The 7,745-nt window shown below is 70.7% G+C and carries 5 protein-coding genes; 1 reads left to right on the forward strand and 4 read right to left on the reverse strand.

The genetic code is table 11. From position 1 onward, the window contains the following. The first annotated feature begins 18 nt into the window (after window positions 1-18). Window positions 19-915: a transketolase family protein gene (locus ACFXBC_RS03595; RefSeq protein WP_385018231.1), complete on the forward strand. Its 897-nt coding sequence runs from the start codon at window positions 19-21 to the stop codon at window positions 913-915. Between the two features lie 149 nt (window positions 916-1,064). Here ACFXBC_RS03595 and ACFXBC_RS03600 read toward each other — a convergent pair whose 3' ends face one another. The 4 genes from ACFXBC_RS03600 to ACFXBC_RS03615 form a co-directional block, all read right to left on the reverse strand. Beyond that, on the reverse strand, window positions 1,065-2,255 hold the full coding sequence (locus ACFXBC_RS03600) for a Gfo/Idh/MocA family protein (protein WP_385018233.1): 1,191 nt from the start codon (window positions 2,253-2,255) through the stop codon (window positions 1,065-1,067). Between the two features lie 175 nt (window positions 2,256-2,430). After that, window positions 2,431-4,638: a right-handed parallel beta-helix repeat-containing protein gene (locus tag ACFXBC_RS03605; RefSeq protein WP_385018235.1), complete on the reverse strand. Its 2,208-nt coding sequence runs from the start codon at window positions 4,636-4,638 to the stop codon at window positions 2,431-2,433. Beyond that, on the reverse strand, window positions 4,635-6,095 hold the full coding sequence (locus ACFXBC_RS03610; protein ID WP_385018237.1) for a M1 family metallopeptidase: 1,461 nt from the start codon (window positions 6,093-6,095) through the stop codon (window positions 4,635-4,637). The genes ACFXBC_RS03605 and ACFXBC_RS03610 overlap by 4 nt, the downstream gene beginning before the upstream one ends. Continuing rightward, window positions 6,092-7,738 carry an extracellular solute-binding protein gene (locus tag ACFXBC_RS03615; RefSeq protein ID WP_385018339.1) on the reverse strand — a complete coding sequence of 549 codons (1,647 nt, stop codon included), beginning with the start codon at window positions 7,736-7,738 and terminating at the stop codon, window positions 6,092-6,094. The genes ACFXBC_RS03610 and ACFXBC_RS03615 overlap by 4 nt, the downstream gene beginning before the upstream one ends. Between the last annotated feature and the right edge of the window lie 7 nt (window positions 7,739-7,745).

Genomic DNA, 7,745 nt, shown 5'->3' on the forward strand with positions numbered 1-7,745 from the left:
ATCTGAGAGGGAATTGTCATGGACAACATGCGCGAACGCTTCGCCGCCACCACGTCACGGCTGCTGGACGAGGACCCCAGGATCGCCGTCGTACTGGCCGAGATCACCCGCGACGGTTTCGCCGAAGCGGCCGGGGCCCACCCCGGGCGGGTGGTCAATGTGGGCATCCGTGAACAGCTGCTGATCGGCGCGGGCGCCGGGATGGCGCTGACCGGGATGCGCCCGGTCGTGCACACCTTCGCCAGTTTCCTGGTCGAGCGCCCCTTCGAACAGCTCAAGCTGGACCTGGGCCACCAGGGCGTCGGCGCCGTGCTGGTGAGCGCCGGGGGTTCGTACGACTGGCCCGCCGGTGGTTTCACCCATATGTCGCCGGGCGATGTGGCGCTCCTCGACACGCTGGACGGCTGGACCGTGCACGTACCGGGCCATCCCGACGAGGCGGAGGCCCTGCTGCGGGACGCCGTACGGGGGGACGACCGGGTGTACGTACGGCTGTCGCTCCAGGCCAACCGGCGTCCGCAGCCGGTCACCGCGGGCGGGTTCCGCACCGTGCGGGAGGGCCACGGCGGGGTGGTGGTCGCGGTCGGGCCGATGCTGGACGCGGTCCTGGCGGCGACGGAGGGGATGGACGTGACCGTGCTGTACGCGACGACTGTGCGCCCCTTCGACGGCGCGGCCCTGCGCTGGGCCGCCGAGGCCCCCGACCGGGCCGATGTGGTGCTGGTCGAGCCGTATCTGGCCGGTACCTCGACGGCGGCGGCGAACGACGCGCTGTCCGACCGGCCGCACCGGGTGCTCGGCCTCGGGGTCGGCAGGAAGGAGCTGCGGCGGTACGGGCAGATCGAGGAGCATGTCGCCGCGCACGGGCTGGACGCCGCCTCGCTGCACCGGACCATCAGCGAGTTCCTGGCCTGAGGGGCCGGACGGAACGGCGGCTCCCTTCTCCGGCGGGCCGGGACGGCGGCTCCGTTCCCCGGCGGTGCGGCGGCCGGGGCCAGTAGCTCGGTCCCCCGGCGGCACCGTTCCCCGGCCGCCCCCCCCTCCTGGCCCTCTCCCCCGCGCACTCACCCCGTGCGCCGCTGCCCCCGCTCGAAGTAGCCGATGAGCTCCGGGTCGAGCGGCGGAACCTGGCGCGGGGTGCCGCCGTCCCGCAGCGAGTCCGTCGCCCGTACCCCGGCGGCGACCGCCATCCGGGCGGCGACCGGGGAGGTGTCGGTGCGCCCGCCCTCGCGTACGAACCGCAGGAACTCGTCCATCAGCAGCGGGTCGGCGCCGCCGTGGCCCGCCTCGTCCTGCGCCTCCGGGACGGAGTGGATCTCGTCGGCGTCATCGCGGTAGACGGAACGGCGGGTGTTCCAGACCTTCACCGTGCTGCCAGGCCCGTCGCCGAAGTTCTCCAAACGGCCCGCGTCACCGATGACGGTGTAGTTGCGCCAGTAGTCGGGGGTGAAGTGGCACTGCTGATAGGAGGCCAGCACCCCGTTGTCCAGGCGCATGTTCAGCAGCGAGACGTCCTCGATGTCGATCACGGGGTTGAGGGCGCGCTGGGTGTGCGGCGGCCAGTGCCCGTCCTTGGTGTACCAGTCGGCGGCCTTGGGCTCACCGGGCGCACGGCGGTGCGGGTTGTCGCCGTAGACCATCAGGTCGCCCATGGCCTGGACGTCGTGCGCGTAACCGCCCGCGAGCCAGTGCAGTACGTCGATGTCGTGGGCGGCCTTCTGGAGAAGGAGCCCGGTGGTGTACTTCCGCTCGGCGTGCCAGTCCTTGAAGTACCAGTCGCCGCCGTATCCGACGAAGTGCCGGACCCAGACGGTCTTGACCTCGCCGATCGTGCCGGCCGCGATCAGTTCGCGCATCAGCCGGACGACCGGCATATGGCGCATGTTGTGGCCGATGTAGAGACGGGTGCCGGTCTCGTACGCGGTACGCAGGATCTCGTCGCACCGCTCGACCGTGATGTCGAGGGGCTTCTCCACGAACACCGGCTTGCCCGCGCGCAGCGCTTCGCAGGCCAGATCGGCGTGGGTGTGGTCGGGGGTGAGGACGAGGACGGCGTCGATGTCGGGGTCCTCGACGACCTGGCGGTGGTCGGAGGTGAGCCGTGCGCCGGGGAAGGCCGCGGCCGCCTCCGTACGGGCTGCCGGGTCGGGGTCGGCGAGTGCGGTGACGCGCGAGCCGGCTCCGGGGCGGTGGGCGGTGCGGGCAATGCTGCCGCGCAGGCCGTAGCCGAGGATGCCGATACGGAGGTCGGACATGGGGTTCCTTCGCTGGGGCTGGTGGTGCGGGCGGTGCGGGTAGGGCCGGCGGTACGGGTGGTGCGGGCACGTGACCCGCAGGCTACGGCCCGCGGGTCACGTCGGGTTCTACGGGTCCTGCCGGCCTTACGGGACCGGCCCCCTACGGCAGTCCGGGGCCTATGGGCGCGAGGCCCTACGGGTGTACGGCGACCTGGGCGAGGCCGACCCGTCCGGTGCCGGTGAGCTGGATCCTCACGTACCGGGTGTCGGTGTTCAGGTCCAGCACCGTGGGCCGCAGCGCCTTGCCGTCGACATGGACGGTCCTGTGGTCCGTACGGACGTCGAAGCCGGCCGTGGTGGTCGAGGCGTCGTTCCAGATCTCGACCTGCCCGACATGGCGTACGGATCCCAGGTCCACCTGCCACCAGGACCCCTGCTCGGAGAGGGTGCGGGTGTCGGTGGAGGTGTCCCCGTCGATGGCGAGCGCGGCGGCGGCCCCGTCGGTGGACGACTGGGAAGCGGTGCCGGTACGGGCCAGGTCCGGGCTGAGCTGCTCGACGGGGCCGCGGTGCGCACCGGCCGCGGAGGCGATCCGAAGCGCGGCGGCCGGGAGCCGGTCCAGGCGGGTGTGGTTGTCGCTCATGGTCGAGCCGGTCCCCGCGATGGCGGGCGCGTCGGTGTCCACCCAGTTTCCGCGGGCGGTGTTCTGGATGCCGTAGTCGGCCCAGTTGGAGACCCACTTGTAGCCGAGCCGGGTCAGGACGTTGTTCTCGACGGTGATGTACGAGGACTGCTCGTCGAGGTAGATGCCGTTGCCGTCGCGCTCGGTGTTGCCGTACGCGGAGCGGTTGATGTAGTTCCCGGAGATCACCGTGCCGGGCTGGGCGCCCTGGGTGTAGATCGCGCCGCCGTCGTGCTGGGCGTCCTTGACCTGCATGACGTGCGTGATGCGGTTGTCGGTGATCCGGTTGTCGCGCAGCACCGACTTCTGCGCACCGGGCTGGTTCCAGCCCCAGCCGACCGAGATGCCGGAGTAGGGAAGCTGGTCGAGGGTGTTGTGATCGACCGTCAGCCCGGCTTCGTACCCCGCCCAGACGGCGGCCGCGTCGGTGTACTCGACACCTGCGCGGGTGACCGTGTTGTAGGCGAACGTGTTGCGCTCACCGGTCAGTTCGGGTGCGGGCGTCGGATCCGTGTCGCCGATGTACGCGGCGCCCGACGACAGGTCGGTGAAGTCGGAGCGGGTGATGCCGGAGTCCTTGGTGCCCGCTTCGAGGACGGCGCCCGCGCCGCCGAGGTGGGTGAAGCGCGCCCCTTCGACGGTGACATGGCGTCCGCCGTGCACAGTAAGCGCGGCCGACGGCTTGGTGTAGTAGCGGCCGGAGTGGTCGACCGGGCCGGTGGCGCCGGTGAGGGTGAGTCCGGCCTGCATTCCGGCGTACCCCTCGTCGGTGTCCGGCTGGTGGTAGGCGGCATAGGCGAAGCCGACCCCCTTGATACGGACGTTGTGGGCGCCGTTGACCGTCATCAGCTGCTCTGTCGCCGGTGTGACGGCGGTGGCGCGCCGCATGTCCTCGCCCCTGCGCGGCAGGTAGGTGACGGTGTGCGCCGCCGAGTCATGGACGAACTCGCCTGGCTGGTCCAGGAGTTCGGGGGCGTTCTCGAAGAAGGCGACGCCTGTGTAGCGCGCGGAGTCGACGGTCGTGGAGTCCCAGGAGGGTCCGGTGCGGTCGGTGCCGCTCGCCGAGTTGGTCCAGCAGGGCCGGGCGAAGGTCAGGGTGTCGCCGCTGACCCCGGCGATCCGGCAGTGGTAGTTGCGCCAGCGGACCTTGATGACGGCTTCGGCGTCGGTGGGCCGCTTCCACTTGGCTATCCCGGTGGCCTTCGCGCCGGTCATGCCGGTCTTGGTGGCGTCGCAGACACTGGCGGCGCAGGCAGCGCCGCGTGCGGGGGTGGCCCGGACTCCGTCGACGAAGAGCTGGCGCGGTGTGATGCCGTCGGGCACCCGCGTGGTCCAGGCCCCGCCCGAGGTCTTCGTCCAGCCGGTGAGGGTGCGTCCGCCGGAGAGGACGGGGCGGGCGCCGGGCGCCGCGGTCCAGGTGGTGCCGGAGTCAGCCACGGTGAGCGCCAGGGGCGCGGTGCGGGTGTACGTACCCCCGGCGAGCTGCACGGTCACCGCATGGCCGTGCAGGGTGCGGGCCTTGTCCCGGGCGCCGTCGAGCGAGCAGGGGCGGCTGTGGGTGCAGGACGATCCGGCGCCGTGCGGGGCCGCGTACAGGGTGTCGGTGTGCGTGGGGCGGGCGGCCTGGGCGACCGGTGCGGTGGCGAGCAGCGCGGCGACGGCGGCGAGCGCCGTGCCGATCCGCCGGGCAGCCGGGCGGTGGGTGGTGCGGCGGGTCATGCGGCAGCCTTCCAGTCGGGGTGGCCGGGCATCGGCGGGTTGGTGGCGCCGAACAGCCAGTCGCGCAGGAATCGGTCCAGGGTGCGGTCGCCCGTGACGTCGACCGTGTGGCGGATGAACTTCTCGCTGGTGTACGTCGAGTCCTTGAAGCGCCGGACCCACTCACGCATGATCCGGTCGAACGTGCGCTGCCCGACCTGCTGGTTGAGCGCGTACAGGACGAGCGCCCCGCCGTCGTAGATGTTGGCGCCGCCGAGCGCCTTGGGCAGTCCGGGCGGGCCGTCCTTGGCGCGGACCGCGTCGAGCGTCCCGTAGGTGGCCTTCATCTTGTCCGCGACGACCGACCAGCCGCGCTCCTCGCTGTACACGGCGGCGTAGTAGGTGGCGGGGCCCTCGTTGAGCCAGGCCTGCTGCCAGTCGTGCGGGGTGACGGAGTCGCCGAACCACTGGTGGGTCAGCTCGTGGACCATGGTGTTCTCGTACGTCGGGTTGCCGTCGGCGTCGGGCTTGAACCAGTTGGTGCCCATCAGCGTGAGAGTCTGGTTCTCCAGTGCGTCGGTGTAGCCGTCGTAGATGTGGAGCCCGTACGTGGAGAACGGGAACCGCCCGAACTTCGCCTCCAGCCAGGCCAGATGGTCGGCGGTGCGCGCCACGACCGGCGCGTAGGTGTCCTCGTGGCCCTGCGGCACGATGTGGCGCAGCGGCAGGCCTGTGTGGCTGTGGCCGTACAGATAGGTGCCCTTGACGACGGCGATGCCGAGCAGTTCGGTGGGCATCCGCTCGCGGAGCGCGAAGTGCCAGACCGCGGAGCCGTCCGCGCGCGGGGTGCGGTGCAGCAGTTCGCCGTTGGCGGCGGCCACATAGCCCTTCGGGGCGCTGATGTGGAAGGCCCACGTCGCCTTGGAGGACGGGGTGTCGTTGCAGGGCAGGAAGGTGTCGGCGCGGGAGGACTGCACCGCGGAGGCGAAGCCGCCCTCGCTGCCGAAGACCCAGCCGTTCAGGCCGAGCCGCTTGTCCTTGCCGTTGCCGTGGTAGCGGATCTCGACGGTGAAGGGCCGGCCGTCGTGCAGGGGCCGGGCCGGGGTGAGCGTCAGCTCCTGGCCACTGCTGCCGGCCGACAACTCCCAGCGGGCGGCGCGGCCGTCGACGGTGACGGCGTCGATGGTGTGCCCGTCGGTGTCCAGGTTGAAGGCGGACAGGTCCTGGGTGGCCCGCGCCGATATCCGTACGGCCGCGGTGAAGTCGTAGGTGACCGGGGTGAAGTCGAAGGTCAGGTCGTAGTGGGTGACCTGGTAGCCGCCGTTGCCGAGCGTCGGGAAGAGCGGGTCGCCGACCCCGCTGGAGCCGGGCTGCGGGTCGAAGGAGCGGGCCAGGGCGGGGGTGCCGGTGACGGATACGGCAGCGGCGGCGGCCACCGCCGCGCCGCCGAGCTGGAGGACGGTGCGCCGAGTGGTCACTTCTTCCCCTTCTGGACGGCCTCTTCGAACTCGTGGCGTGCCTGCTCGGCGCCCTTCGCCAGATACTGCTTCGTCAGCTCGGAGTAGTACGACATGGGCCTGCGGCCGGAGACGATGTCCTTGAGGCCGTCGAGCTTGAGGGTGTAGAGGCTGCCGAAGCCCTTGGAGTCCCAGGTGGGCGATGACACCTTGAGGGTCGGGTCCTGCTCCATGATCGGGATCATCTTGGCGTACGCCTCGTGGACGTACCGCACACCCTTCTCGGTGTCCGTGCTGAACACGGCGGGCACGGCCGAGGCGAGCATCTTCCAGGGGACGGTGACGTCCTGGCTGCCCTTCTTGGTGAGGATCGGGTTGCCCTTGGCGTCACGGGTGAAGTCGGTGCCCTCGACGCCGTAGTTGATGAGGGTGTACTCCTCACTGCCGAAGGGCGAAGCGGCGAAGTCGGCGAGTGCCAGGAGCTGCTTGACGCGCTCGGGGGACGCCTTCTTCACGTGCGTGTTCTGGAGCGAGACGTTGTCCATCCAGGCGATGGCCTTGTCGCTGAACGGGGTGATGGGCCGGGGGTCGAACTCCTTGTTGACGGCCGCCATCGCCGCCACGTACCCGGTGCTGGGCGTGTAGTACGACGGGATCCCGTCGTACACATAGGCGCCCTTGCCGTTCTTGAACATGTCGGTGTACTGGGACTTCTGCGCGCCGGACATACCGATGGTGCCCGGGTAGTAGCAGCCCGCCTTGTAGAGCTTGCGCGCCGTCTCGATCGCCAGGCGGAACTCGTCCGTCTCCAGGTCCGTCACGAACTTGCCGGTCTTCGCGTCCATCCGCCAGTACATCGGCGCCCCCGCCGACATGGCGAGCAGGTTGTTGGCACCCGCGATGATGGCGTACTGGTCCTTCTTCGGCCGGGTCAGCTCTTTGCAGACCTCCACGAACTTGTCGAGGCTGGTGATCTCGTCGAGGCTGTCGATCCCGACCTCCGCGAAGAGGTCGTGGCGGTAGAAGCCGGCGCCGCCCGTGCCCATCCGGGAGATCGGAATGCCGTAGAGCTTCCCGCCGAAGATGGCGCCCTGCCAGGCCGCCTGCGGGATGGCCGCCAGGTTGGGGTACTCCTTGACCTTCTCCCCGGCGAGGAAGGGCGTCAGATCGGCGCACTTGGCGGCGCAGAACGCCGCCTTGTTGTCGACGCCGCCGGTCTCCGGATACATGAAGATGTCCGGCAGGGTGTCGCTGGCGACCATCGTGGTGAACTTGGTCGAGTAGTCGTCGGTCGGGACGGCGGTGACGTCGACCTTCCCGCCGAGCAGCTTCTCGATCGCCTGCCAGGCGGCGTTCTTGCCGCGTGCCGGAGGAGGCGGCGAGAAGGTCTCCATCGCCGCCGACACCGGCTTCGCGCCCTTGAGGATCTGCCCCTTGGTGGCGCGCGGCGTGGTCTTCGGATACGTGTAGAAGGCCTGCGGGACGCCCGCCGCCGTGCCCGGCAGATCGGGCTTGAGGCCGACATTGCGCACCGTGGTGGCCGGCAGCAGGCTCGCGCTCTTGGTCTCGGCCTTGGCCGCGGTACCGCCGTCGCCCCAGGCGGCGAGCAGCGGGGTGGCGGCGAGGGCGAGGCCCAGACCGGCGCCCCTCAGGACATAGGCTATGCCGGTG

This window comes from Streptomyces sp. NPDC059398 (genome assembly GCF_042751845.1).
Taxonomy (GTDB): domain Bacteria; phylum Actinomycetota; class Actinomycetes; order Streptomycetales; family Streptomycetaceae; genus Streptomyces.

What these genes read in the sequence shown, in the direction of transcription:
- ACFXBC_RS03600 (WP_385018233.1), bottom strand. Translation starts at nt 2,255, where the DNA reads ATGTCCGACCTCCGTATCGGCATCCTCGGCTACGGCCTGCGCGGCAGC.
- ACFXBC_RS03595 (WP_385018231.1), top strand. Translation starts at nt 19, where the DNA reads ATGGACAACATGCGCGAACGCTTCGCCGCCACCACGTCACGGCTGCTG.
- ACFXBC_RS03605 (WP_385018235.1), bottom strand. Translation starts at nt 4,638, where the DNA reads ATGACCCGCCGCACCACCCACCGCCCGGCTGCCCGGCGGATCGGCACG.